At 70.6% G+C, this 2,285-nt stretch carries 3 protein-coding genes; all 3 read right to left on the bottom strand.

The features are described from left to right. Positions 1-60: 60 nt before the first annotated feature. Entirely contained in the window at positions 61-1,074 is a 1,014-nt protein-coding gene (locus A612_RS08770) for an AAA family ATPase (protein ID WP_019374126.1), read from the bottom strand. Positions 1,075-1,238: 164 nt separating this feature from the next. Next, positions 1,239-1,571, bottom strand: coding sequence for a Grx4 family monothiol glutaredoxin (gene grxD / locus A612_RS08765; protein ID WP_019374125.1), 333 nt, complete (start codon positions 1,569-1,571; stop codon positions 1,239-1,241). A gap of 53 nt (positions 1,572-1,624) precedes the next feature. Continuing rightward, a partial coding sequence (gene prmC / locus A612_RS08760; protein WP_019374124.1) for a peptide chain release factor N(5)-glutamine methyltransferase occupies positions 1,625-2,285 on the bottom strand: 661 nt, incomplete at its 5' end.

Genomic DNA, 2,285 nt, shown 5'->3' with positions numbered 1-2,285 from the left:
GCGGCAGGCGGGTGCTGCCGCGGGGCGGGGCAAGTGTAAGCGGCCCGCGGCCGTCCGCGCTCAGTGCGTGAAGCCGATGCGTTGCTTGCGCGCGCCAGCGGCCGGGGGAAGGTCGCCGGCTTCCACCTGGCCGCGCTGCCCCAGGCGGGCGTTGCCGAAGCCGGTCATGAGGGCCCGGCGCATCTCGCGTGGCGGCATGGCGGACAGCAGCTCCAGCACTTCGTCCAGCGGCTCGGGGTCGAAGTGCCGGCCCCAGTCGTGCTCGCCGCGGATGCCCTGGTACATGCGCAGCGCGATGGCGCGCGCCTGCTCGGCATCCGGGGCCTGGACCTCGAAGACGTTCATGCGGTTGAGGATCGGGTCCGGGATGCCGCGCTCGTCGTTGGCGGTGGTGATCCAGATGACCTGGCTGGCGTCGATGGCCACCTCCGCGAACTCGTCGGTGAAGTGCTGGGCGGTATCGTGCTCCAGCAGGCTGTAGAGCGCGCCGAGCGGGTCGTACTGGGCATCCGCGGCGGCCTTGTCGATCTCGTCCACGACGATCACGGGGTTGGCGAACTCGCCCTCGACCAGGGCTTCGAAGACCTTGCCGGGGCGCGCGCCTTTCCATTGCGAGGAGGAGCCCGACAGCAGCCACCCGGCCGTCATGGAACTCATGGGCACCAGGCTCATGCCGGTCCCCAGCAGCTCCGCCAGCTGGCGCGCGAAGTGGGTCTTGCCGATGCCGGGCGGGCCCAGCAGCAGCATGGGCGTGACCTCCAGCCCGTCGCGGCTGTCCTGCGCCAGCGCCACGTGGCGCTTCACGTCGTCCAGCACCTGAGCGAAGTTCGGCAGCTGTTCATAGAGGCCCGCCATCTCCGGCACGCCCGAGGGCTTGACCTGGAAACGCTCCGGGCCGCGCTCGAGCATGCGCTCGTACACGGCCCGCAGGTTCTCATGCTCGCGTGCGCTGCCACCGGCGTCCTGCAGGCGCGCGAGCTTGCGCTCGACCTCGCGGGGCTGGAAGACGCTGCGCATCTGCGCCACCGGCAGCGACAGGACGGGACCTTGGGTCACAAGGCTGCGGCTCGTCATGACTCGACTCCTGAAAACTAGCGTGTTGTTTCGATGACACGGGTCCATTCAAGCACGGCGCGGCGCCCGCGGCCGTGGGAACAATCCCGCATTCAACAGCCAGAAAAAAGCCGCCCGGGAAGGCGGCTCGCGTCTGTCAGGGCAAGGGGCCCGCAGGCCCTCCCTCAGGCGGCAGGTTGCTGGCCGCGGATGACCTGCTGCAGCTCGCCCGACTCGTACATCTCCATCATGATGTCCGAGCCGCCGATGAATTCGCCGCGCACGTACAGCTGAGGAATGGTAGGCCAGTGGCTGAAATCCTTGATGCCCTGGCGGATTTCCTGGTCGTCGAGCACGTTCACGGCGGCGATGTTCTGGGGCTCCACGCCGCAGGCCTTGAGGATCTGTACGGCGCGGCCGGAGAAGCCGCACATGGGAAAGCTGGCGTTGCCTTTCATGAACAGCACGATGTCGTTGTTCTTGACCAGTTGTTCGATACGTTCGCGGACGTCGCTCATGGATGGGTGCTCCTGGGAAGGTGGGGTGGGGCGGGCCGGGCCCGATGGGCGGATTATTTCACTGCGGGCCCCGCGGCCCCAGCTTTTGACCCGCCGGTGCATCGGGCTATGCCGCCGAGGTCCGCGCGGCTGGCAACGTCGGCGAGGCCCGCCGCGGCGAGTAGCCCGCGCACCGCGGCCGCCTGGTCCCAGCCGTGCTCCAGCAGCAACCAACCGCCCGGCGCGAGCCGCCCCGGTGCCTGGGCGGCGATGGCGCGCAGGTCGCGCAGCCCGTCCGCGCCGGCCACCAGGGCATCGATGGGCTCGTGCACGAGCGCGCGCAGGTGGGCGTCGCCCGCCGGGATGTAGGGCGGGTTGCTGACGATCAGGTCGAAGGGTCCGTCCACGCCATCCAGCCAGTGGGCCTGGGCGAAGCCGACGCGCAGGCCGAGCCGCTGCGCGTTCGCGCGCGCCACCTCCAGGGCAGCGGCGCTGCGGTCGGTGGCGAGCACGTGCGCGTCCGGCCGGGCATGGGCGAGCGCCAGCGCGATGGCGCCGCTGCCGGTGCCGAGGTCGGCAATGCGCGGCGCGGGCACCTCGTGCAGCAGCTCCAGGGCCCAGTCCACCAGCGTCTCGGTATCCGGGCGGGGGTCGAGCACGCGCGCATCGACGCCCAGCTCCAGGCCGTAGAACTCCTTCCTGCCCGTCAGGTAGGCGACCGGCTCGCCCCCGGCC

Origin of the sequence: Melaminivora alkalimesophila (genome assembly GCF_000282995.1) — a bacterium.
In the GTDB taxonomy this organism is placed as follows: domain Bacteria; phylum Pseudomonadota; class Gammaproteobacteria; order Burkholderiales; family Burkholderiaceae_C; genus Melaminivora; species Melaminivora alkalimesophila.
The sequence above is the reverse complement of the archived record's forward strand: the minus strand, read 5'-3'. Positions and strand labels throughout refer to the sequence as shown.